Genomic DNA, 23008 nt, shown 5'->3' on the forward strand with positions numbered 1-23008 from the left:
CGAACGTGAGTCTCATTCTTCTTCGCGTTCGGGTGAAAACTATACAGGATCAAGGTCTGGTCTCCCTGACCGGGAAGGGGCTTCGATACTGCACTTGCGGGAGTGCTGCAGAAAGGCGCCGCAGAAAGGCGCCGCAGAAAAAAACCCGAGCATCAGAAGAGCACTGCCATTCAACACAAAAAATGGTTTAATTATACTCCAGACCCTCTCCGGGGAGAACCCGTGTTCTGAAAAGAAAAATTTTCCTGCTCCCTACCTGTTCCCCCACGTCACCAGCGCCTTCGCCAGTTCGTAGTGGTCCTTCGCGTACTCCTCCGCCGAGACCCCGGCCATGAAGGCGTCCACAGCCTGGCGCATCGCCCGTGCACCGGCCTCGGTGCCGTCCGGGTGGCCGTGGATGCCGCCGCCCGCCTGGAGGACGATGTTCATGCCCAGGTTCTTCAGCTCGGTCGCCACCTTGCCGGGGTGGAGGCCGCCGCTCGCCACCGGGAAGGTCGGCTTCAGGCCGAAGTACGCCTCTGTCAGGGCGGCGTTGTCCCCCTTCAGTTCGGAGACGTCGTGGCTCATCTTCCCGGAGACCGTGCCGGTGTGGAGCTGGTCGCCGCCGAGCATCCTGACGATCCGGGCGATCGGCCGCATCGCGATCCCATGCTCGGGGTTCCGCGTGATCGCACCGTGCATCGTCCTGTGGACGTGGATCGGCACCTTCACCGACGGCGCTTCGCCGAGGGCCTGTAGGGCGGTGAAACCGCAGGTGATCACGTCGATCATCACCATGTTCGCCCCGAGGTCGATCGCGTGCTCGGCCCTCTCCACGATCTCGTCGGCACGTGCCGAGATGTTCACCGCATACAGCACCTGCCGCCCTGTCTCGCTCTTCGCATCGTCCAGGCGGGCCATCACCGCCTGGAGCCTCTCGTCCATCGGGCAGAATCTCTGGTCTGTCAGGGTCTCGTCGTCCTTGATCAGGTCGACCCCGCCGACCGCCGCGTGGTAGGCCACCTCTGCGGTGTCCTTCGGGGTCAGGCCCACCTTCGGCTTGATGATCGTGCCGACATGGGGGCGGTCCGTCGTCCCGATCAACCGCCGCACCCCTTCCATCCCGAACTTCGGGCCCCTGAAGGGGACGAGTTCGTCCGGGAAGTCGACGTCGAGGAGGCGGACCGCCTCCAGGCGGGCGAGGCCGAAGAGGTTGCCGGCCACGACGGAGAGGTACTGCGGGATGTTCCCGGCCTCGAAGATCTCGGCCGGGTACCGCACCCGCGTCACGTAGCCCTTCCCCGAGTGTTCGACAGAGAGCACCTCGCCGTCCAGGCGGCGGACATATTCGGTCGTCGTCGTGATATCGGTCCAGGTGCCGGTCGTCTCCTCCTCGACGAGAGCCTGCGCCGCCGCTTCGGGCGTCGTGTCGGCCCGCGGGCGGAAATAATAGGTTGCCGTAACGTCTGTCATCTTCTCACTCCTGAGTTCTTTGAAAATCATTTTTTGTGATTTTCATGGTACATTTTTTTCGGATTTCCTGTGCCGGGGGACTACGCCCCCTGACCCCCGCTCAGGATTGGGGGTGGGACGGAATCTCCCCTGCCAGGATCTTCTTTTCGCTCTTCCCCGGTTCTATCCTGGTGTCGGGGGTCCGGGGGCAACGAGAAGGTCGTAGACCTTCGAGACAGTCCCCCGGTACCTCTGGGGGGAAGGCGGCGGTTTCGCGCTTCCCCTCATGGAATCGAGTTATCACCCAGAGTATCTGTACTGCTCACTCCTGATTTTTCTCGTCTATCTCAAATGCCTTCTGGAAATCCGCGATATCCCATCCCAGGTGGTCCCTGATGATGCAATAGGCCATCTGCGGCGGGATCGCCCCCATCTCCGTCACGATCAGGTCCACGTACCTCGCGGGCGTCACGTCGAAGGCCGGGTTTCGCACCCGCACGTTCGGCAGGGCCGCCGCGATTGCCGGGTCGAGCACCTCCGCGGCGTCCCTCTCCTCGATCGCGATCCTCTCGCCGAGTGTCGTCCTGGGTGCGAACTTGTACGTCTCCGCGGCCACGACCAGGTTCGTCCGCGCCTCGTGGGCGGCCAGGGCGATCTGTGCCGTGCCGATCTTGTTCACCACCGCCCCGTTCACCGTGATCGCGTCGGCCCCGGTGACCACCAGGTCGACGTCGTTGATGAAGGATCGGACCGCCGAGTCCACGATGAAGTTCGTCCTGATCCCGGCGTCGTTCAATGTCCGGATCGTGAGGAGGCCCTGGTTCCGCGGCCGCACCTCGGTGGCGAAGACCTCGATCTCCTTCCCCTCCCTGTGGGCGGCGAGGATGCAGGCGAGCGCCGCCTCCGAGTTGCAGTGGGTGAGGACGACGTCGCCGTCGGCGATGTGGCGGGCGCCTATCTCACCGATCCTCCCGACCGCGTGCTCCGAGGAGAGGACGAAGGAGTCCGCCGCGTCTGTCAGCCCGTCCCGCGCTTCGCGCACCGTCGCCGCCCCGGCCATCCCCCGCATCACCGACCTCACCGCATTCGGCAGGGAGACCGCGGTCGGCCTGGTCGAGACGAGCATCTCCGCCGCCCTCCCCATCTCCCGCCTGAAGAGGTCGAGGTCATCCGTCTCCAGGCGCCCGGCACGGTCTTTCAGGGCCTCGGCCGCCGCCCTCGCGATCCTGCCCGCGCCCCTGATCTCCATGGACCGGATTTTCTCTGCGGTCTGATTCAGCAACATACTTTAATGGAGTAGATGAATACTCAATCAGATAAGCATTACCGGTGAGTATCCATGACCGTTGCAGTAGTATTCGACAGTGCGGGCACACTTTTGCGGAGTTACCGGACGGCGCGGGACGTCGTCACCGGCGAACTCCTCTCCGACGTCGAGACGACGGTGCTCACCTGTCTCGACCGGTCGCGGGTGCTCATCGCCCTCAACGCCCACTCGCGGGACGTGATCGCGGCGTCGCCCGACCAGCTCCTCTCCGCCTATCTCTGCGACCGGAACATCGGCTTCGGGGTCTCCTGCCTCCGCCAGGTCGTCCCGCAGGAACACCTCGCCCGCATCCTGTACCAGGACGACACCGCTCAGGTCGAGGACCTCCAGACATGCATCAGAGACGTCTGGACGATCCTGAAGGAGGAGTCCCTCGTCGTGATGGACTCGGGCGCCATCCTCAATCTCTCCCGTCCGGGCATCGAGTTCACGGTGACCGCCGGGGGCAGGCCCTTCGAGGGGGCGAAGGAGGCGATGGCCGACCTCCACGCGATGGGCGTCGCCACCTACATCGCCTCCGGCGACAGGGCGGCCAAACTCGAAAAGATCGCCGACCACCTGGGCATCCCGCGTGACCAGGTCCACGGCATCGCCACGCCCTCGATCAAGGCCCAGATCGTCGCCGACCTGAAGCAGTGCTACGACACCGTCGTCATGGTCGGCGACGGCATCAACGACCTCCAGGCCTTCTCGAAGGCCGATATCGCCATCCTTTCCGAGCAACAGTCGCGGCAGAAACCGAAAAAACTCTGCGATGCGGCCGACTACATCATCGGTAACGTGAGCGATGTCGTGCCCATTGTCAGGGACCTCTGCGGGGACGAAATTGTCTCGATATAAAGGATAATATGATCTGACCTCTACAGTACCCCTGAGGAATCAAAGGAGTAAGGTATGACCGCATTGATCACAATCGAGAACCTCTGCATGGATTTCAACGGCAAGAGGGCCCTCAACAATATCAATTTCGAGGTTGGGGAGGGTGAGATCGTCGGCATCATCGGCAGGAGCGGAGCCGGCAAGACGGTCCTCCTCCACCTGGTCCGGGGGGTCGACCAGCCACCGACGAGTGGAAAGGTGGTCTACCATGTCGCCGCCTGCGACGGCTGCGACTGGGTGGACGTGCCGGGTGCCGCGGGGAAGACCTGCCCGAAGTGCGGCCATACTCTCCAGGCCGTCGACGTCGACCTCTGGAACCCGGCCGAAGAGCCGATGAAGCGCCGGGTCATGGCCAGGTCCGCGATCATGTTCCAGCGGACCTTCGCCCTGTACGGGAACGACCGTGTCATCGAGAACGTCCTCCACGCCCTCGAGGACATCGGCTATCCCTCGACGAAGGCGGTCACCAGGGCGGCCGACCTCCTGGACGAGGTCCGCCTCTCCCACAGGATGATGCACATCGCCCGCGACCTCTCTGGCGGCGAGAAGCAGCGCGTTGTCCTGGCCCGGCAACTGGCAAAGGAGCCCTGTCTCCTCTTCGCCGACGAACCGACCGGCACCCTCGACCCGGGTACCGCGACCCTGGTCCACGAGATGCTCAAGGCCGCCGCGGAGACGAACGACATGGGCATGATGGTCACCTCCCACTTCTCTCAGGTGATCGAGGACGTCGCCGACCGTGCGATCATGCTGAAGGACGGCGAGATCGACCTGATCGGTTCGCCCGAAGAGGTGATCCACCACTTCATGGAGGGCTACACCGACACCGAGGTCTACGAGAGGGCAGAACTCGGTGCGGATGTCCTCCAGTCGCGCGACGTGATCAAGAGGTACCTCTCCGTGGACAGGGGCATGGTCAAGGCGGTCGACGGCGTCTCCTTCGAGGTGAAGGAGAAGGAGATATTCGGGATCATCGGGAAGAGCGGCGCCGGCAAGACGACTCTCTCCCGCATGATCTCCGGGATCATCGAACCGACGAGCGGCGAGATGAACATCAGGATCGGCGACGAGTGGGTGGACATGACCAAGCCCGGCATCGAGTACAGGGGCCGGGCGAAGGGTTACATCGGTCTTCTCCACCAGGAGTACGACCTCTACCCGCACCGTTCCGTCCTCGACAACCTCACCGACGCGATCGGTCTCGAGTTCCCGAAGGAACTGGCGATCAGGAAGGCGGTCATCACCCTGAAGATGGCCGGTTTCTCCGAGGAGAAGAGCCGCGAGATCCTCAACCGCAAACCGAGCGAACTCTCCGAAGGGGAGAAGCACCGCGTCGCCCTTGCACAGGTGCTCATCAGGGAGCCGCGGATCGTTATCCTGGACGAACCGACGGGCACGATGGACCCGATCACGAAGATCGACGTGAAGCACTCGATCATGCACGCCCGTGAGCAGATGGACGAGACCTTTATCGTCGTCTCCCATGACATGGCGTTCGTGCGCGACATCTGCGACAGGATCGCCCTGATGCGGGGCGGGAAGATCATCGCCCTCGGCGAATCGAAAGAGGTCCTCGCCAGACTGACAGACGAAGAGCGCGAGATCATGGGGAAGGCCCAGGACTAGGTGGAGTCATGCACGTCCTCCTTGACGGGAGACCGGTGGAGGCCGGTGCCGGGGCGACGCTCGGCGACCTCCTCCCCGACCTGGGCGGGTCATATTTCGTGGCGGTGATCCGGCCGCAGGCGATGGAGGCGGCGCAGACCGGCCACCTCCGCCTTGTGACCACGGCGGGCGAGGTCGTCATCGAGACCACGCCTCTCTTTTCGACGTATTTTGGCAACGAAACAATCCCGGCCCCTCTCTCCCTCCGCTGGAGCGACCGGTACACCGCCGCCTTCGGGCCCTTCCCCTCCGGCGTCTCCCCGGACAGAAGGCCGCACCGGTACGCCCGCGGCGACGTGGTCCTCGGGTGTGCGGGCTATGACCGGGTACGCTCTGTCCTGCTCTTCGCCCGCGCCGACCACCGGGCAGATTTCGGCGCCGGGGCCGACGGCGGGGTCGTCGGCACGATCGTCAGCGGCCGGGGCGTCATCGACCGCTGGACGGAGGGCGACAGTATCACCGCGGTCGAGAGGGTCGTCTCCTGGGCCGATCGGTCCACCTCGTTCACGACCGCGGACCCGGCGACGCCCCTCGAAGAGGGGTGCGAGGTCGTCACCCGCGTCGAGGTGACGGCTGAGGGTTATGGCGGCGACGTTGTCGGGACGAAGACGGCGAGGAGCGTCGAGCACCTCCTCCTCTCCCTGGAGGGCGGGTTCTTCTCTGTCGGCAGGGCCGCGTCCACCTTCATCAGGGACGAGACCATGGTCCCGATGGACGTCTCGATGGACCTCAAAAAGCCGCGGCGTGAGGGTGCGGTCACGGTCAGGGCGGCAGGCGGTTCCCGCGGCGGGGTCTATATGTACCGCGAGGAGATCCCGAGCCACCCGGCCCACACTCTCGTCGGGCATGTCGTCCACGGCATCGAGATCGTGAAACTAGCGGAGAGCGGGCAGCGCTTCAGGGTCTCTGTCGACCCGGCCAGGTTCGACCTGGTGGGCTTCCCCCTCGCCGAGGCCCGGGCGATCGCGGAGAGGCGCGGCATCGGGGTCGAGTTGAAGGGCGAGGGCGAGGACCTGATCGTCGTCGGCCAGAGTCCGGGCACGACCCTCGAAGCACTTGCGAAAGGATCGGTCGTCCTCTCCGTCCTCCCGGCGGAGAAGGTCGTCGGCATCACTCTCGACGACGCCCGTGCGCCAACCACCTGCGACATCTTCAGGCGGGCGACCGGCCTCAAGACCCATGCGGTCGGGTCGATGCCCGTCCTCTTCACCTTCGAGGACGTCACCCTCTTCCAGCCGAAGATCAAAAAGAGCATCAACATCCTCCCTGAGAACGTCCCGAAGGACCTCGTGCCCTCGGGTTCCCTCGCAATGACCAACGAGTCCCGCCGGGGCGCCGGGATGGTCGGCGTGCGGGCGACGGACAACTCCGAGTTCGGCCCGACCTCCGAACCCTTCGAGAGCACGAACCTCATCGGGAGGGTGCTCGACCTGGAGAAGGTCGCCCGTTTCAAGGAAGGGGAGACCGTCTATGTGCGGGAGGTGAAGCGCCATGGCTGAGTATATCCCGACATATGTCGGCACGGTCACGAAGTACGTCTTCGTCGAGTCCCCCCTCCTCACCCCGAAGGATCTTGCGGTCAGGGCCTACGAGATCTCGGGCGGCGTCATGATCAAGGAGACCTGTTTCGGCCTCCAGGTGACAGGCACGCCCGACGAGGTCGAGGCCCTGGTGGCGAAGGTCAGAGAGTTCGACCCGTTCCACATCTTCGTGAAGGACCGGGGCTTTCCCCCCGGCGACGAACGCCGCTGCCGGGCGAACCTCGGCGGGGCCCGACCCGGCTACCTTGGCCACGAGTTCGAGATGAAGAAGGTCCGGTACATCTCGAAGGGCCTGGAGGCGGCCGCGGCGACGGCCCCGTCTCTGCCTGAAAAACCGAAATCCCTGGACGCACGGAGACTGAAAGAAATGATGGACGCAGAGGAACCGTAATATGGCGAAGGTATTTATCTATCCAGCGACGAGCCTCATCCTCTCCGACATGGTCGCCAGGTTCGGGCACGAACCTCTCGGATCGGCGATCGGCATACGCGAACGTATCCAGACCCCGGGCTTCGAGAGCCCGCCCCTCCAGATCACCCCCGAAGAACCGAAGAAGGGGCTGAAGTGGGCGGCCGTCGAGGTGCCGTCAGGGGTCAGGGGGAGGATGGCCGTGTACGGCCCCCTGATCGAGGCGGCAGAGGCCGCGGTCATCGTCAGGGACCCTGAGTTCGCCTTCGGCTGCATGGGGTGCGCCCGGACGAACGAACTGATCCTCTTCCACCTGCGAAACATGGGCATCCCTGTCCTCGAACTCGATTATCCTGAGAGCGAAGACGAGGGCATCGCCTTCGTCGCCGCGATCAGGGAGTTCCTTAATGGTCTTCCGAAGGAGGCGTCGGAATGACTGAGAAGGTGCGGATCGCCCAGCTCTCCTGCGGGCCCGAGTACTCGGGCGTTCAGAAGGAGATCAACGACGCCGCGGCGATGGTCGACGCCGAGGTCTTCTTCCCCGACATCATGCTCGACGACGTGCGGGAGGGCTTCGAGAGCTTCGGTCTCGACGTCCGGAGTCCTGACCTGAAACTTGCGATCGGGCGGGCGAAGGCCCTTGTCGACGGGAAGATCGACGCCGACGCCGTCTTCATCGCCACCTGCTTCAGGTGCGCCGAGGCGGCGATCGTGAGAAACGAACTCCGCCGGTACATCCACGAGAACTCCAGCCTCCCTGTCGTCTCGTACTCCTTCACCGAGAGGACGACCGCGGGCACCCTCCTCACCAGGATGGAGGCCCTGACCACCATCGCCCGGCGCCGCGCCCTCCTCGCCCGCGAGGAGCAGGAAGGGATCACCATGGGCATTGACTCGGGTTCCTCGACGACGAAGGCGGTGGTCATGAAGGACAACGAGATCGTCGGCACAGGCTGGCTCCCGACGACCGAGGTGCTGAAGAGCGCCGAAGGGGTCGTCGACCTCGCCCTGGCCGAGGCCGGCCTCACGATGAACGACATCCAGGCGATCGGGACGACCGGGTACGGCCGGTATCTCGTCGGCAAGCGTTTCAACGCGCAACTCGTCCAGGAGGAACTGACCGTCAACTCGAAGGGCGCCGTCTACCTTGCCGGCAGTCAGCACGGCCCCGCGACCGTTATCGACATCGGCGGCATGGACAACAAGGCGATCACGGTCCAGGACGGGATACCCGGCATGTTCACGATGGGCGGGATCTGTGCCGGGGCGAGTGGTCGGTTCCTTGAGATGACCGCGAAGCGCCTGGGCATCGACATCACCGAACTCGGCCCCCTCGCGATGAAGGGGATGGGCGAGAAGGTGCCGATGAACTCGTATTGTATCGTCTTCGGGACGCAGAGCCTGGTGAACGCCCTTGCCGAGGGGAGCAGCAGGGAGGACGTCGCTGCGGCGGCCTGCCACTCGGTGGCTGAGCAGGTCTTCGAGCAGCAGCTCCAGGAGGTGGACATCAAGGAGCCGGTGATCATGGTCGGCGGCACCTCCCTGATCCAGGGGCTGGTGTACGCGATGGGCCAGCTCCTCCAGACCGAGATCGTCGTCCCGCACCATTCCCAGTATATCGGTGCGGTGGGGTGCGCTCTGCTTGCGTCGGGTTTTGTGAAGGGAGAGTAGGGAGATGGCCACGCTTGAGTACTTCAGGGTCGAATGCATCGAGGAGAAGGGGAGGGAGGCGTACGAGAGGATCGCAAACGACGTCCTCCTCGACCTCGACCTTGTGCGGGTCGTTTCGAAACTCCACATCTTCATCGACCCGCATGTCCCGGTCTTTGTCGCGGTCGGGGCGACCCACCCCCTCGGCGGCCCTGTGCTGGTGCGGGACTTTGCCGACGTGAACGTGGACGAGGAAGGGCGGGCCGTCCTCTCGATCGGGGACGAGACCTATCTTGCGCCGATGCTCCAGGCCCTCTGGGGCCGTTTCGGCAAGGACTTTGTCGAGCAGCCCGACCGCTTCTCTGTCGTCGTGACGGTGCCGAAAGGGGAGGACCCGCGGGCGATCGAGGAGATCGTCGTCGCACGCCCGGAGGAGGGCCTCTATAAGGACCTCGTGTACGCCCTCCAGATCATCGCCCCCGAGGGGTTCAAGGTGCGCCGGGAGTACCACCGCGAAGGGGTCTTTTACTATGTGGCAAGCGAGAACACCCTCGACCCGGAGGTCGTCGAGACCCTGGTCGCGGAGAAGCTGGACCTGATCGGGGTGAGCCTGTGATCTTTGTGCCCATCACCTACAAGGGGGGTGTCTTCAGGCACGACGAGGTTGTCGACCTCATCGAGGACCTCGGCGGCTACATCGTGCAGAAGCACATGATCGCCCAGGAGGTCGTCCTCCAGTGCCTGGTGCCGAAGGAAGACGTGGAACTGATCCGGACGGTCGGCAGGCCTCTCGGCGGCGAGGTGACGGTCGCGCCCCTCGTCGGCACGGAGATCGCCGTCGTCTCTCCCTCTCTGGAGATCCATCACCTCCCCCACTCCTCCTGCGACGTTGCCGAGTACCTGCGGCGGGCCGGGGCGAAGACGAACATGGTCGGCCTTGCCCGCGGTTTCGGCAAGAGGATCGCGAACCTCAATGTGGAGGAGAGGGACACGATCAACGAGCACGACCTTGCGGTCTACGTGCTCGGCAACTTCGAGGTCTGTATCGAGGAGAAGTTCCCCCACCTCCGCCGGGGCATCCGCGTGCCGATCGTCCTCACCGGAGCGCCGCCGACCGACCGCCTGAAGGCTGTCATCGACCCGCCTGTGGAGGGCTATGTCGGCGAGATGGGCCGCCTCATGCACCGGACAAAGCGGCCGGAAGAACTCTCCGTCCTGGACGAGATGGTCGAGGAGGTGGCCCGCGTCCTGGACGAGAGGCGGGCGGCGATCGCGAAGGACCCCCTCTCCGTCTCGCCGGCACGTCTGATGGACGTGATCCTGGAGAAAGTGCCCGAGGTCCGTGCCGTCACCCACCCGACGCCCGTCACCGTCCAGATGGCGGGGCTGCGGGTGAAACTCTCCTACGAGAGTTTTGCAAAGGAGCTTCGGGCCCTGGAGATCGAGGAGGGCGTCACTGTCGGGGACGTCGCCGACGTCCTCCCCTCGAAGATGCGAAACTACATCTGGATCCGGATAAAACCCTTCTCTGAAACCAACACCATGGTGTAAAGATGGAGTTTGAAGAGAAACTCGCCGAGGTCCTGGAGGGAGGGAAGAAGGAGACCGCGTCCCGGTGGCTTGCCGAGGTCGAGGAGGAGTATGGGAGGGCGCCCCTGATCCTGAAAAGGATGGGGGAGAGGCCCGAGGTGCTCATCTCCCACCTGCTGTACAAGTCCTCGGTCTTCGAGACCAGCCACCTCGACCCGAAGTGCATCGAACTGATCAGCCTTGCCGTCGGCGCCGCCCTCAAGTGCCGCCACTGCGTGGAGTACCATATGGCGTCGGCGAAGGCGAAGGGCGCCACCCGCGACGAGATCCTGGAGGCGATCCTCATTGCGGGCCTCGCCTCCAATGCCTCCGTCCTCGCCGACGCCTACAGGGTGATGGACGAGGAAAAGGACTCCGAGCCCTGCATCTCCTGCGACATCCAGGGGAAGGACGGGGACTCCGGAAAGACGGAGTGAGTCTCCGGGGAGGTTTTCCTCCTCTTTTCATGCTTTTTTCTGTCGCACATCTCAGTGCGGATAGGTTGAGATGGCACTCCCCCTTTCTGGGTTTCCTGTTCTTTCTTCCCCCGAACTATTCTGAGATGGGGATCCGGGGGTAACGAGCGTAGCGAGTTCTAGAAAACCGTAGGTTTTCGAGGTGCAACCGAAGGGAGCATGAGAAGCCATCAGGCTTTCGAGGCAGTCCCCCGGCAGGCAGTATGGGGAAGACAGTGGATCCCTCTCCCCTGCCCGTCCCCGAAGATACCATTTAATATTCCGTCCGGGGATAGGAGGGGTGACAGGCATCAGGCCGCGTCGATGGGGGGGACGTTCATGGCGGCGATATGTCTGGGCTTTGAGGTGCACCAGCCCTTCAGGCTCAACAGGGATTTTGTACCGGCGATGGCGAGAGGTCGGCGTGACCTGAAGGACTGCTACTTCGATCCCTTGAACAGGGAGATCCTGGACCGCGTCGCCGCCCGGTGCTATATCCCGGCGACGGAGATCGTCCTGGACGCCCTCGACGGCGGGATGAGGTGCGCCTTCTCCCTCTCCGGGGTGCTGGTCGAGCAACTTGAGCGGTGGAACCCCGACGCCCTCGCCCTCTTTGCCGAGGTGGCGGCCCACAAAAACGCCGAGTTCCTCGCCCAGACCTACTACCACAGCCTCGCCGGTTTCTTCGCCGACACGGAGGAACTCAGCCTGCAGATGCGGATGCACGCCGACCTGATGCACGACCTCTTCGGGCGAGTGCCGACGGTCGCCGAGAACACCGAGTTCGCGCTGGACGACCGGATCGCCGCCGTCGTGCGGGACCTCGGTTTCTCCGCGGTCTATACCGAGGGGGCCGACCGCCTGCTCGGCGGGCTGGACCCGAATGAGACCTACACCTGTGACGGCCTCCCTCTCCTCCTGCGGAACTGCCCTCTCTCCGACGACATCGCCTTCCGCTTCTCCTGGGCCGGGTGGGACAAGCACCCGCTGATGGCAGAGACCTATGCCTCCTGGGTCGCCCGCTCATCCGGGCGGTGCGCCCATGTCTTCATCGACTACGAGACCTTCGGCGAGCACCATAAGGAAGAGAGCGGCATCCTGGACTTCCTCGAAGCCCTGCCCGCGTCCTTCGACGAGGCCGGCGTCGCCACTCTCCTCCCGTCGGAGGCGGCCGCCTCCCCCCCGGCCGTGGAGTTATCCCTCGAAAACATGGTCTCCTGGGCCGACCTTGAGAAAGACGCGTCTGCCTGGCTCGGCAACCCTGTCCAGCAGAGCGCCTTCTTCGCCCTCGAACACTCCCCCGCGAGGGCTGCTCGCCCCGACCTCTGGCGCTATCTCGGGACGAGCGACCACTTCTACTACCTCGCACGAAAGGACGGGTCCTGCGGCGAGGTGCACCGCTACTTCTGTCCCGAGGGGAATGACGGTTCCCATGACACCTACATGCGGGTGCTCTCCCACCTGGAGGGCAGGTGTCTCGGCAGGGGGAGACGGGTGGTCGCTTCTCTCCCGCCTGACCGCGCCTTCCACTTCTGCTTCCCCGGCGGGCAGTACGCGGGCGTCTCGGCGCACAGCCTCAGGGAGTTCGAGGAGGCCCTGGAAAGAGCGCCCCGCGAGTCGGTCTGGTGGCACCTCGACCGCGGCGACTACCCCCGCTGGATCGAGGGTTCTGTCGGCGACAGAAGGCTGGCGCGGGCGGTCTCGGCCTGTGCGACCCCTGACGACGTGCGAGAGGCGGTCCGTGCACGGAGGTGTTTGCTCTGCGGCGACTGAAGATCGCGTTCTTCTGCTGGGAGTCCCTTCACGGTATCAGGGTCGGCGGCCTCGCCCCGGCGGCGACCTGCCTTGCCGAGGCCCTTGCCCGCGACCACGAGGTCCACTTCTTCACCCGCGGCTCCGGGCCGCCGGAAAAAAACGGCGTCGTCTACCACTACTGCGACCCGCACGGCGGAAACATCGTCGAGTTCTGCAAAGACCTCGCCCTGAAGGCCTGCCGCCAGTTCCGCGAGGAGGACTCTCCCCCCTTCGACATCCTCCACTTTCACGACTGGCACTTTGTCGAGGCGATGCACCGCCTGCGGGAGAGGAAGACGGTGCTCTCCTTCCACTCCACCGAGTACGGGCGGAACGGCAACCAGAAAGGCGGGTGGTGGGAGTTCGGCGAAATATCAGGCAAGGAGTGGTACGGGGCCTATATCGCAAAAAGGGTGGTCGCCGTCTCGAAGACCCTGAGGGCGGAGGTGATCGACCTGTACGCTGTCCCTGCCTGGAAGATCGACGCCGTCCCGAACGGGATCGACCCGGAAACCTTTGCGATGCGTGTCGACCAGGGCGCGGTGAAGCGCCGGTACGGCCTCCACCCCTATGCGCCCCTCGTCTTCTTCGGCGGCCGTCTCGTCTACCAGAAGGGGCCGGACATCCTTGTGAAGGCGATCCCGTCCGTGCTGCGGCACCGCTGGGACGCGAACTTCATCTTCGCGGGCAAGGGCGACATGCAGGACTGGGTCGCCCGCCATACCCGGGGGATGCCCGCGCAGGTGCTCGGCTATCTTGCCGAACCCGACTTCGTCAGTCTCCTCAATGCCGCGGACATCGTCGCCATCCCGAGCAGGAACGAGCCTTTCGGCCTGATCCTCACCGAGGCCTGGAGTGCGAGCCGGTGCGTCGTCGCCTCCGACGTCGGCGGCCTCGGCGAGAACATCGAGCACCTGGTGAACGGCGTCAAGGTGCCGGTCTCGGCCGAGGGGATCGCGGACGGGATCAACACCGTCATCGGCGACCGCAGACTCTGCTCCACCCTCGGTCGGCAGGGCCGGGAGAAGGTGGAGAGGGAGTTCAGATGGGAGGCGGTGGCGCGGGCGATGGAACAGGTCTACGAGAAGGTGCTCTGATGCGGGTCGCCTATTTTCTGGACGAGTTCCCCCCCTTCATCCGGGGCGGCCTCGGGACATATGCACTGGAGATGGCCCCGCGCCTTGCGGCGGCAGGCCACGACCTCACCGTCTACGCTTTCAGGATGGGGAACGCGGCCGTGGAGGAGGAGTGGGCCGGAGCCCATGTCCGCCGCCTCCCCCTCCCCGAACCCGCTCCTCTCCTTCCAGTGGTCCTGCCCTCCGAGGTTGCGGCCTGGCCCCCCGACGCCGCCCACTTCTTTGCCGACTATCTCTTCTACAACATCATCGCCGCCGGCGACCTCCTTGCCCGCGGCGAGGGGGCCGACCTCGCGGTGGCGCACGACTGGCTCGCCGCCCCGGCCGCGATGGTGACGGCCGCGACCTTCGGCATTCCTTTTGTCTTCCATGTCCACTCGACCGAAGGGGGAAGGTCCGAGGGAGGAGGGTCGCCGACTGTCAGGGCCATCGAGGCCCGCGCCCTGGAGACGGCGGCCGCCGTCATCACGGTCAGCCATGCGATGGAGGACGAACTCCTCGCCCTCGGTGTCCCTGCCGAAAAGATTCGCGTCGTCCACAATGGCGTCGATACGGCGAAGTACGACCCCGCCCGTATTCCGCCGGCGGCGGTGCGGGCCTTCAGGGAGCGCCTCGGCATCGGATGCGACCCCCTCGTCCTCTTCATCGGCCGGCTGACGCGGGTGAAGGGGGCCGACACCCTTCTGCGGGCCTTCGGCATGCTCCTGCAAAAGGTGCCCGCGGCGCACCTCCTCGTCCTCGGCGTCGGTGAGATGGACGGGGAGATCAGGTGCCTGGCCGACGAGGTCGGGGAGGGGCGGGTCCACCTGGAGTTCTCCTTTCTTCCCGAAGAGGAGCGTATCCTCCGCTATGCCGCCGCCGACGTCTGCGTCTTCCCCTCGACCTACGAACCCTTCGGCATCGTCTGCACCGAGGCGATGGCGATGGGAAAACCTGTCGTCGTCGGGGCGCGGGGCACCTCGGGGATGCGGGAGCAGGTCGTGCCTGCGGGCGACGGCATCTGCGGTTTCCACATCAACCCCCATGACCCGGCAGACATCGCCACCTATCTCTCCCTCGTCCTCCGCGATTCCGCCCTGCGGGAACTTATGGGGATGAACGGGAGGGCGCGGGCCGTCTCCCTCTTCTCCTGGGACCGGGCGGCGCGGGAGACGGCGGCGGTCTACGAGGCGGCCGCCAGAGGGGGGAAGAGGCCGTGATCGCCTTCTCCGCCGGCCTCCAGGACCGTGCGTTCGCCCGGACGAAGGAGTACCTCCTTGTCGCTGACGGCGCCTATGCCTCCTCCTCCCTTGCCGGGAACACCCGGAAGTATCATGGCCTCCTTGTCAGGGACGGCCGCGTCCTCCTCTCCGGCCTCGACGAGTACCTGGACGGCACCGCCCTCACGCCGGCGGCCTATGCGGGCGGGAACGACGACCGCGGGCTTGCCGCCCTCGCCGCCGTCTCCCTCTCGCCGGAGCCCGTCTTCGTCTACCATGCCGGGGGTGCGGTCCTGCGGAAGACGGTTTCCTTCGACGGCGTCCTCTCCGTCAGGTACGACCTCCTCGGCGAGGGGACGCTCAGGGTGGCGCCCCTCGTTGCCTGCCGCGGCGTCCATGAGGTGAGGAGATCCTGCGACAAACTCCTGGCCGCCCCCCTCCCTGACGGCGTTCAGGTCGGCCCCCTGAAAGTCAGGTCTGACCTCCCCTTCACCCCGGCCCCGACCGTCTACCGCGACGTCCTCTACGAGGTGGAGAGGGAGCGGGGCTATGCCCACCAGGAGGATCTCTTCTGCCCCGGCGTCTTCGAGGGCGGCGGGGAGGACCGGACATTCAGGTTGACTGCCGACGCGGGCGGAGGATGGTCTCCCCCAAAAAAGTCGGGTGACTGGCTCTCCCGCGCCGCAGACACCTTCCTTGCCGGCGACGGCATCCTCGCGGGTTACCACTGGTTCGCGGAGGAGTGGGGCAGGGACACCTTCGTCTCCCTGCCCGGCCTCCTCCTGTCCCGCGGCGACCATGCCAGCGCCCGCCGCATCTTCACCCGCTGGGCCGGCATGATCCGGGGCGGCCTCATCCCGAACAGGCCTCCCGACGATTATTCTTCGTCGGACGCCGCCCTCTGGTTCGTCCTCGCCCTCGCAAGGTATGCGACCGGAGAGAAAGACCCGACATTTGTCCGCTCCATGCGCCCGCAGGTCGCCGCCATCCTCGACGGCTATCAGGACAGCCCGGTGACGCGCCTCGACGGTGCGCTCCTCTCGGTCGCCCCGCGGAGCACCTGGATGGACACCCCTTTCACGCCCCGCGCCGGAAAGCCCGTCGAGGTCAACGCCCTCTGGGTGGCGGCCCTCAGGTTCGCGGAGTCCCTCGGCGTCGACGGCCCGGTGACGGCCCGCGAGGCCGAAGAGGCCTTCGGCCGGTTCTGGAACGAGGAGAAGGGCTGCTTCTTCGACCTCATCGACCCTGCCGACCCGGCGGTCAGGCCGAACCAGGTCGTCGCCCTCGCCCTCGGCATCCCGCCGGCCGACCGGGCGACGAGGGCCCTTGCAGTGGTCAGGTCGGAACTTCTCACGCCCTTCGGCCTGCGCACACTCTCGCCCCGCGAGGCCGGGTATGCGGGTCGGTTCACCGGCGACGCCGCCTACCACAACGGGACAGTCTGGCCCTGGCTTCTCGGCTTTTACATCGACGCCCTCGGGGTCTACGAACCCGGCGTCGACCCCGACCCCCTGCTCGTCCCCCTCCGCGCCCATCTCGCCGACGCCGGCCTCGGCACGATCTCCGAATGCTTCGACGGCGACCCGCCGCACAGGCCGGGCGGCTGCATCGCGCAGGCGTGGAGCGTCGCTGAAGTGTTAAGAGCCTCCGCGGCCCTGCGGGAGGTGCGCCATGAGGCGTGAACAGCATGTCGGCACCCTCTCCCCCGGCGACCCCTTCCGGGACTGGCTTGTTTCCGTCCTCGACGGTCGGATCAGGCACGCCGACGCCCCGGCCGATGTCTACCTGATCAGGCCGGCGTCGCACACGGTCTGCAGGTACGACTTTCACGGCGAAGGGGTCAACGTCGTCAGCAAGTTCTTTGCCGAACCGACCGGGACAAACCATCGCTTCGACCCGGAGAAGGCGATGGAAACCGAGTACAGGATGCTGAAAAAGGCGCGGCGGAGGATCGCGGTCCCCGAACCGATCGCCGTCCGTGCCGACTATCACTGCGCCCTTGTCACCGGGTACGTGAGGGGGCGGCCGCTCCTCGATTTCCTCAGGGACGACCCCTCCCTTTTCAACCGCCTGACCGACATCGCCGGCCTCCTGCGTCGTCTCCACGGGAGGGGCACGTCGGCGTACGACCTGGAGAGGGAGTTTACTACTTTTCAGGGCGTCCTCGGCCAGGTTGATCTTTCGCCGGGAGAGAAGGAGCGTTTCAACCGCCGCCTCAGGCGGTGGCGGGACGCCGGCACCCTGGAACGCCGCCGCGGCTGCATGATCCACCGCGACGCCACGCCGACAAACTATCTCTTCGGGGAGGACGGGGTCGTAGCGGTCGATTTCGAGAGCGCCTGGACAGGTGCGCACCCGGCGCACGACCTCGGCATCCTCTGCGCCGAGATCAGGTACGCCTTCAGGCGTCGGTACGGCGATGCCGGGAGGGCCGAACCCTATCTCGGCCATCTCCTCTGGCACTATGCGGGATCGGACGATGCGTTCAGGTACGTCACCGGGTGCGTCCCCTTCTCCATGGCCCTCGGCTATCTCCGTATGGCGCGCCTTTCGATCGGAAACCATGAAAAGGAATGGCTGAAAAAGGAGGCCCTTGCATGTCTCAGGCACCGGTAGATTTCACGCGGGTCCGCGCCGTACTCTTCGACTGTTACGACACCCTGCTCGACATCAGCACAGACGAGAGGGGCCTCTGCGGCTACCAGACCCTCAGCACGTGGGCGGCCTATCAGGGTGTGCGGATCGCCCCCGAAGACCTCAGGGACGAGTACAGGCAAAGGATCGCCTGGATGATGGCACAGAGCACGGAGGCCCATCCCGAGGTGAGGGTCGAGGAGATCTTTGCCGGGATCTGCCGGGACTACGCCGCCTGGCCGCTGGACGAGACCATCCTCGGGGTCATGTTCGCCCGGTCCTTCCGGGCCGCGACTGTCAGGAAACTGGGCGCCTTCCCGCGGAGCCGGAGACTCCTCTCGGCCCTGTACGGCTATCCCCTCGGCGTCGTCTCCAACGGGCAGCGGGTCTTCTCCGAGGTCGAGCTCCGGATGTTCGGCCTGGCCCCCTTCTTCAGGACCGCCGTCTTCTCCTCCGACGTGGGGTGCAAGAAACCCGACGACCGGATCTTTCAGGTCGCCCTCAGGCGCATCGGGGTCGAACCGGAGGAGGCCCTCTTCATCGGCGACTCCATGACGAACGACATCATCCCGGCGCGGCGCCTTGGCATGCAGGCGATCCATATCCGCGAGGCCTGGCTGCTCTTCTCGGTCTGAGGAACGCCTTCCCGGACCCTATCGCGAGCGGGGACACCCGGAGAGAGTCAAGAAAGCCGAAGGCTTTCGCTGAAACGTTCCACTGTTCTGAGCCCTTGCAATGGAGATCAACCTCCGCAACCACGAGAGCGAACAGGATATCTGGAGAAAGAAGATTGCCATCCTCCGAACGCCGAGTGTGAGCGATAGAGAGCATGGAAGACAGTTAGGTCTTCGAGGTAATCTCCTGGTAAACTGTAAGGAGAAGGTAGCGGGTCCGCGTGAGAGGAGGGGATTCTCAGAGATGATCGCCGCGGTCCCGTCGGCGTGAATCGTGACATGACTACAGCCCCGAGTTCACCCGCCTGATCCGCCGTGCGACCAGGGCCGCCAGGAAGACCGCGAGGATGCCGGTGAGAAAGATGCCGTCGAAGACCCCGGCCCCACCGATGGAGAGGACGGTCGGTTCGCCACCCGAGATCATCTTGATCGTCCCCGGCGTCGCAAGGAGGAAGATGTCGGCACCGAGGAGGGTGCCCACCGCCCCGCCCACATAGGCGGTTCCCGGCGAGGTGATGTCCGCCCTGGTGAGGAGGATGCCTGCAAAGGCCCCGGCAAGAGGTGCGATATAGAAGGGCATCAGGATCCCTTCCCCCTGCACCGGCGTCGCAAAATAATAGGAGACAAGGGCGACGAAGATCACGGCGAGGGCCGCCGGCCCGGCCCGCACCCTCTGCCGTGCGATCACCTCGGCCGAGAGGAGGAGGGGGATGATGCACCCGCCGACATTCACGGCAAGGATCACGCCGTTGGTGACCGCGAAGGGGATGTCGATCAGGCTCCCGATCAGCGCCCCGACTGTCATGACCAGGGCCCGCGACGCCTTCATGCCCGCGAGTTCGAACGCCTCCTCGCTGACGATGATGAAGAGGTACAGGAGGAGGATCGGGACCATCAGGACAACGAGGAGGAAGAGGGTTTCTGTCGAGAGAAACGGGACAAAGACACTTGCAGGAACTGCGGCCATGATCTTCAGGCCTACTCTCCGGTCAAGGAATAAAACCCCTTCCCCATCCCAAAGATTTTGAATGCGTGAGGACGAGATCTCACTCATGCCTGCCATCAGGGTCGAAGGGCTGACGAAGGTCTTCGGCAGCCTCGTCGCCGTGGATCATATCTCCTTCGAGGTGGCCGACGGGGAGATCTTCGGGCTCATCGGGCCGAACGGCGCGGGAAAGACCACGACGATCAGCATGCTCACCACCCTCCTCACCCCGACAGAGGGCACTGCGGAGGTCGCGGGTGCCGACATCGTCGGGTCGCGGGACCGGGTCAGGGAGCAGATCGGCGTCGTCTTCCAGGAACCGGCGCTGGACACCAACCTCACCGGCAGGGAGAACCTCGACTTCCATGCCCGGATGTACGGGATCGGCCGCGCCGAGAGGGAAGAGCGGATCAGGGCGGTCCTCGACCTGGTGGAACTCTCCGACCGGGCCGACGCCCTGGTCGCCGAATACTCGGGCGGGATGAAGCGCCGGTTGGAGATCGCCCGCGGCCTCATCCAGCACCCCCGCGTCCTCTTCCTGGACGAACCGACCCTCGGGCTCGACGCCCAGACGAGGCGGCATATCTGGGAGTATATCAGGGCCCTCAACCATGAGCGGGGGGTGACGGTGATCCTGACGACCCATTATATGGAGGAGGCCGACCACCTCTGCGACAGGGTGGCGATCATCGACCACGGCCGCATCGCCGTCCTCGACACTCCGGAAAAACTGAAGGAAGCACTTGGCGGCGATGCGATCGCCCTCTCTATCGAAGGGGACGCCGAACCCCTCCTGAAGGCCATTGCCGGTCTTCCATGGGTCAATCAAGCAGGAGTGACGGGCGGCGCCATCACCCTCACCGTCGAGCAGGGCGAGCGGCATATCCCCGCCCTCATCGCCGCCGCCGAGGCGGCCGGGGTCGTGGTCACCGCGGTGAACCTGAGAAAACCGAGCCTGGAAGACGTCTTCATCCAGGTGACGGGACGGTCGATCAGGGAGGGTGCATGAGAGACCTCACCGCGATCGCCGTTCTCTGGCAGAGGGAGATGATCCGCTTCTTCAGGGCGAAGTCGCGGGTCGTCGGGACTCTCGGCATGCCCATCTTCTTCCTCGCGTTTCTCGGGTTCGGTTTTCGGACGAGCAGCGTCCCCGGCATACCTGCGGGCATCGACTATGTCACCTTTCTCGTGCCCGGCATCCTCGGCATGACGATCCTCTTCTCCTCGACCTTTGCCGGGATCTCGGTCCTCTGGGACAGGGAGTTCGGGTTCCTCAAGGAGATCATGGTGGCGCCAGTCAGCAGGACGGCGATCGTTCTGGGGCGGATCGCGGGCGGGGCGACGACTTCCCTCATCCAGGGGGTGCTCATCCTCCTCCTTGCGGTCCCGATGGGTTTCCCCTTTCCGGGCGCCCTCCCCTTCCTTGGAGCGGTCGCCTTCATGCTCCTCATCGCCGCCGCCTTCATCTCCCTCGGCCTGATCTTCGCCTCGAACATGAAGGACATCCACGGCTTCTCCCTCATCATGAACTTCGTCGTCTTCCCGATCTTCTTCCTCTCAGGCGCCCTCTTCCCTATCGAAAACCTCCCGGCATGGCTTCTGCCCCTCGCCTATGCCGACCCCCTCACCTACGGGGTGGACGGTCTGCGGGGCGTGCTGACCGGCGTCTCGTCTTTCTCCCCTCTCTTTGACGCCGCCGCCCTTTTTGCCTTCGTCCTGGTCCTCCTCGCCCTCGGCGCCTGGTTTTTCGAAAGGACAGAATCTGCCTGATCAGGCACCATCTTTTTCTGAGATGACGAGATCTGTGCATGGCGAAGATGATGCTGGCCGCCGTCTGCTGCGCCCTTCTCCTCGTGGCGCTGGTCGCTGGACTCGCAGGCAGCGGGAGACTGGTGATGGGGGACCTCCCTCTGGTGGCCCTCGCCGGCGAGGGATCTGAGGTGAATAATGTGAATGTGGAGGAGGCCCGCGCTCGGATCGCCGATCATGAAGGCGACCCCGCCTTTGTCGTCCTCGACGTCAGGACGCCCGGCGAGGTCGCGGCCGGGCATATCGAGGGGGCGGTGACTATCAACTATCGCAACGACTCGTTTTCCCGCGAGATCTCGGCCCTCGACCGCGGGAAGACCTATCTTGTCTACTGTCGCCTCGGCAACAGGAGCGCCCGGACCGCGGAGATGATGGCGAAGGACGGTTTCGCGGAGGTCTACAATATGGAGGGCGGGATCACGGCGTGGAGAGAGGCGGGCTATCCGGTGGTCTGAACGAGTCCGGGGGTGAGGGCGGTCTCGCTGCTGTGGACGGTCCTCCCGTACCTGTCGATGATGTCGGTCTTCGCGACCACCGTGACGCCGGGTTCTGCCGGCACGGCCGGGAGTTTGATCGGGCGGTCCGCGGAGATCTCCTCGTAGACCCTGCCGGCCACCGCGACGGCCACCCTCCCGCCCTGCCTGATCTCGAAGGTGGCAAAGTAGGGGGCAGGTTCGGCACTGTCAGGATAGTAGAGGAAGACGGCCTCGTCGGGTGCCCCGCCCGTATGGATTGCCTCGGCCCTGAAGGACACCGGTTCGGGGAGATTGCCGTCAGGGGTGCCGAGGCAGCAGGCGGCGGCCGTCGCTGCGGCAAGGGCGACCAGACAGGCCAGTGCGATCCCAATTCTCGTCATTTTTCCCAGTAGTCCCTCTGGCGGTGGGAGAGGTCCTGCGATACCCCCATCAGTTCGGCGGGGAAGGGGGAGAAGAAAGTCTGCTCCCGCAGGTAGTCGTCCTCGAACCGCACGATCCAGCCTCTGAGGATCATCAGGTTCGGGCAGATGGTGACCCGGTCCTGGCGGTACTGCTCCAGGGTGTCGAGGAAGAAGGTCTTCTCCGCAGGGGAGATCCCTGCCTTGAAGCGGCCCAGGGCATGGAGGAGGACGTTGATGTTTGCGGTGTAACGGGGCGCTCGCGATAGAGCGGCGTTCAGGTGGTCGCCGTACTCCCCCGCGACCCCGGGAAATGTTTTTTTGTCGGGGTTTGCGACGATCTTCCCGAGTTCTCGCATCTCTTTCTGGCTGTAGGCCATCAGGAGGAGTTTGTTCCGGGTGTGGAACGCGGCAAGTTCCCGCAGGTCGCCGCCTGCCCGCACCTCCCTGAATGCCGCCAGGGTGAAGAGGCGCGTGAGGAAGTGCTCCCTGATCCGCCTGTTCCGCAACCTTCCCTCGTCCTCGGCAGGGAGGTTGGGAAAACGGTCGGCCATGGCCGCGGCAAAGGCCCCGGCTGTCTTCCCAACTGTGTCCCCTGTCCCGCCCTGACGGTAGACCTTCACGTCCCTGATCCCGCAGGACGGGGAGCGGGACTTGAGGACAAAACCGTCGATCTCCCGGAGGGTGCCGGCGAAGGACGCGGCGAACGTCTTCATCCTGCCGGTGACGTCGAGCCCTGTCTCGTGCTGGACAAGGCGGATGCCGTCCTCTCCCTTGACAAACCGCACCGGCTTTCTCGGCACGCCAAGCCCGATCTCGACCTCGGCGCAGACCGGGAGATAGTCCACATGGGGTGCGAGCATCTGTACGACCTCGCTCGTGATCATGTCCCCGTTCCAGCGGCAGTGGTCGAAGCCAAGGCACCTGCTGACGACCACCCGCGGCCGTGCAAACGCTCTCACGTCTCTCTCCGATCC

24 protein-coding genes are annotated in these 23008 nt (G+C 65.0%); 19 read left to right on the forward strand and 5 right to left on the reverse strand.

Going from position 1 to position 23008, the window contains the following annotated elements; genetic code table 11:
• Positions 1–252: 252 nt before the first annotated feature.
• Together PHP59_RS04200 and PHP59_RS04205 are read right to left on the reverse strand one after the other, a co-directional pair.
• Positions 253–1452: a RuBisCO large subunit C-terminal-like domain-containing protein gene (locus PHP59_RS04200; protein WP_300164069.1), complete on the reverse strand. Its 1200-nt coding sequence runs from the start codon at positions 1450–1452 to the stop codon at positions 253–255.
• 301 nt (positions 1453–1753) lie between these two features.
• Entirely contained in the window at positions 1754–2716 is a 963-nt protein-coding gene (locus PHP59_RS04205) for a ribose 1,5-bisphosphate isomerase (protein ID WP_300164072.1), read from the reverse strand.
• 54 nt (positions 2717–2770) lie between these two features.
• On the opposite strand from PHP59_RS04205, the gene PHP59_RS04210 reads away from it, so the two are divergent.
• The 16 genes from PHP59_RS04210 to PHP59_RS04285 all read left to right on the forward strand — a co-directional run bounded on the left by PHP59_RS04210 (position 2771) and on the right by PHP59_RS04285 (position 18634).
• A complete protein-coding gene (locus PHP59_RS04210) occupies positions 2771–3598 on the forward strand; it encodes an HAD family hydrolase (protein WP_300164075.1) in 828 nt (275 codons plus the stop codon).
• A gap of 54 nt (positions 3599–3652) precedes the next feature.
• Complete coding sequence (gene atwA, locus PHP59_RS04215; protein WP_300164078.1) at positions 3653–5263, forward strand: methyl coenzyme M reductase system, component A2; 1611 nt, start codon at positions 3653–3655, stop codon at positions 5261–5263.
• Between the two features lie 8 nt (positions 5264–5271).
• Positions 5272–6801, forward strand: a complete 1530-nt coding sequence (locus PHP59_RS04220; RefSeq protein WP_300164081.1) for a methanogenesis marker 3 protein — start codon at positions 5272–5274, stop codon at positions 6799–6801.
• On the forward strand, positions 6794–7234 hold the full coding sequence (locus PHP59_RS04225; protein WP_300164084.1) for a methanogenesis marker 6 protein: 441 nt from the start codon (positions 6794–6796) through the stop codon (positions 7232–7234). The genes PHP59_RS04220 and PHP59_RS04225 overlap by 8 nt, the downstream gene beginning before the upstream one ends.
• A 1-nt stretch (position 7235) precedes the next feature.
• Positions 7236–7688, forward strand: a complete 453-nt coding sequence (locus PHP59_RS04230) for a methanogenesis marker 5 protein (RefSeq protein WP_300164087.1) — start codon at positions 7236–7238, stop codon at positions 7686–7688.
• Positions 7685–8923: a methanogenesis marker 15 protein gene (locus PHP59_RS04235; RefSeq protein WP_300164090.1), complete on the forward strand. Its 1239-nt coding sequence runs from the start codon at positions 7685–7687 to the stop codon at positions 8921–8923. The genes PHP59_RS04230 and PHP59_RS04235 overlap by 4 nt, the downstream gene beginning before the upstream one ends.
• Before the next feature lie 4 nt (positions 8924–8927).
• Entirely contained in the window at positions 8928–9518 is a 591-nt protein-coding gene (locus tag PHP59_RS04240; RefSeq protein ID WP_300164092.1) for a methanogenesis marker 17 protein, read from the forward strand.
• The gene (locus PHP59_RS04245) at positions 9515–10453 is read left to right on the forward strand and encodes a methanogenesis marker 7 protein (protein WP_300164094.1); all 939 of its coding nucleotides are present in this window, start codon (positions 9515–9517) and stop codon (positions 10451–10453) included. The genes PHP59_RS04240 and PHP59_RS04245 overlap by 4 nt, the downstream gene beginning before the upstream one ends.
• A 2-nt stretch (positions 10454–10455) precedes the next feature.
• Entirely contained in the window at positions 10456–10908 is a 453-nt protein-coding gene (locus PHP59_RS04250) for a carboxymuconolactone decarboxylase family protein (protein ID WP_300164096.1), read from the forward strand.
• Positions 10909–11265: 357 nt separating this feature from the next.
• Positions 11266–12699, forward strand: a complete 1434-nt coding sequence (locus PHP59_RS04255; protein WP_300164098.1) for an alpha-amylase — start codon at positions 11266–11268, stop codon at positions 12697–12699.
• On the forward strand, positions 12678–13817 hold the full coding sequence (locus tag PHP59_RS04260) for a glycosyltransferase family 4 protein (RefSeq protein ID WP_366943720.1): 1140 nt from the start codon (positions 12678–12680) through the stop codon (positions 13815–13817). The genes PHP59_RS04255 and PHP59_RS04260 overlap by 22 nt, the downstream gene beginning before the upstream one ends.
• A complete protein-coding gene (locus PHP59_RS04265; RefSeq protein WP_300164101.1) occupies positions 13817–15055 on the forward strand; it encodes a glycosyltransferase family 4 protein in 1239 nt (412 codons plus the stop codon). Before PHP59_RS04260 ends, PHP59_RS04265 begins: the two co-directional genes overlap by 1 nt.
• The gene (locus PHP59_RS04270) at positions 15052–16737 is read left to right on the forward strand and encodes an amylo-alpha-1,6-glucosidase (protein WP_300164104.1); all 1686 of its coding nucleotides are present in this window, start codon (positions 15052–15054) and stop codon (positions 16735–16737) included. The genes PHP59_RS04265 and PHP59_RS04270 overlap by 4 nt, the downstream gene beginning before the upstream one ends.
• Positions 16727–17671 carry a phosphotransferase gene (locus tag PHP59_RS04275; RefSeq protein ID WP_300164107.1) on the forward strand — a complete coding sequence of 315 codons (945 nt, stop codon included), beginning with the start codon at positions 16727–16729 and terminating at the stop codon, positions 17669–17671. Before PHP59_RS04270 ends, PHP59_RS04275 begins: the two co-directional genes overlap by 11 nt.
• Positions 17653–18324 carry an HAD family hydrolase gene (locus PHP59_RS04280; protein ID WP_300164110.1) on the forward strand — a complete coding sequence of 224 codons (672 nt, stop codon included), beginning with the start codon at positions 17653–17655 and terminating at the stop codon, positions 18322–18324. The genes PHP59_RS04275 and PHP59_RS04280 overlap by 19 nt, the downstream gene beginning before the upstream one ends.
• 100 nt (positions 18325–18424) lie before the next feature.
• Entirely contained in the window at positions 18425–18634 is a 210-nt protein-coding gene (locus PHP59_RS04285) for a hypothetical protein (RefSeq protein ID WP_300164113.1), read from the forward strand.
• A gap of 12 nt (positions 18635–18646) precedes the next feature.
• On the opposite strand, the gene PHP59_RS04290 is transcribed toward PHP59_RS04285, so the two are convergent.
• Complete coding sequence (locus tag PHP59_RS04290; protein WP_300164116.1) at positions 18647–19330, reverse strand: DUF1614 domain-containing protein; 684 nt, start codon at positions 19328–19330, stop codon at positions 18647–18649.
• 85 nt (positions 19331–19415) lie between these two features.
• Between PHP59_RS04290 and PHP59_RS04295 the strand changes: the two genes are divergently transcribed.
• From PHP59_RS04295 to PHP59_RS04305, 3 genes are read left to right on the forward strand one after another with little or no spacing between them, the layout of a single operon-like run.
• Positions 19416–20357 carry an ATP-binding cassette domain-containing protein gene (locus PHP59_RS04295; RefSeq protein WP_300164119.1) on the forward strand — a complete coding sequence of 314 codons (942 nt, stop codon included), beginning with the start codon at positions 19416–19418 and terminating at the stop codon, positions 20355–20357.
• On the forward strand, positions 20354–21118 hold the full coding sequence (locus PHP59_RS04300; protein ID WP_300164122.1) for an ABC transporter permease: 765 nt from the start codon (positions 20354–20356) through the stop codon (positions 21116–21118). The genes PHP59_RS04295 and PHP59_RS04300 overlap by 4 nt, the downstream gene beginning before the upstream one ends.
• 38 nt (positions 21119–21156) lie before the next feature.
• Positions 21157–21612 (forward strand): rhodanese-like domain-containing protein, encoded by a 456-nt coding sequence (locus PHP59_RS04305; RefSeq protein ID WP_300164125.1) that lies wholly within the window; start codon positions 21157–21159, stop codon positions 21610–21612.
• Here the strand turns inward: PHP59_RS04305 and PHP59_RS04310 are convergent.
• Positions 21597–22013 carry a hypothetical protein gene (locus tag PHP59_RS04310; protein WP_300164128.1) on the reverse strand — a complete coding sequence of 139 codons (417 nt, stop codon included), beginning with the start codon at positions 22011–22013 and terminating at the stop codon, positions 21597–21599. The two genes, PHP59_RS04305 and PHP59_RS04310, sit on opposite strands and share 16 nt — an antisense overlap.
• Positions 22010–23008: DUF1722 domain-containing protein (locus PHP59_RS04315; RefSeq protein WP_300164131.1), on the reverse strand; the 999-nt coding region annotated here is incomplete at its 5' end. The genes PHP59_RS04310 and PHP59_RS04315, both read right to left, overlap by 4 nt.

It is taken from the genome of Methanofollis sp. (assembly GCF_028702905.1).
In the GTDB taxonomy this organism is placed as follows: Archaea; Halobacteriota; Methanomicrobia; order Methanomicrobiales; family Methanofollaceae; genus Methanofollis.